This is a genomic window from Micromonospora sp. BS32 (assembly GCF_059089345.1).
In genome coordinates, this window is the sequence record NZ_JBSSHR010000155.1 from 1 (window position 1) to 391 (window position 391).

At 59.1% G+C, this 391-nt stretch carries 1 protein-coding gene; it reads right to left on the reverse strand.

The genetic code is table 11. From position 1 onward, the window contains the following. Positions 1–179: 179 nt before the first annotated feature. The coding region (locus tag AC5RWQ_RS30705; protein ID WP_494286083.1) for a ribose-5-phosphate isomerase A at positions 180–391 on the reverse strand (212 nt) is incomplete at its 5' end.

Below are 391 nucleotides of genomic sequence, written 5' to 3' on the forward strand. Positions count from 1 at the left end.
GTCGAATGCGTCTGTCGCGTGGATTGCCGAGACCGCCGCGCGGGCCGCCTTGAGGTGCGATTCGGAGATTTCCTGGGCGGAAACGGGAGCAGCGAAGGCCACGACTGCGGCAGTTGCCAGCATCACGGAAAGGCGACGGACGCGGTTATTCAACATCATGATCGAAAAGACTCCCTGGTTTATCGGGGTGCGTGGACAGTTTCGATGCCATTGGCACCTGCAACGACTGCCGCGGACGCCAGCCCGATGAAAAGACCGTGCTCGACCACACCGGGGATGGCATGGAGGGCATTCGATAGCGCTCTTGTATTCGGAATGCGGCCAAAAGATGCATCGAGGATGAAATGACCGCCGTCTGTAACAAAAGGCTGGCTCGCCGTCATCCTCAATG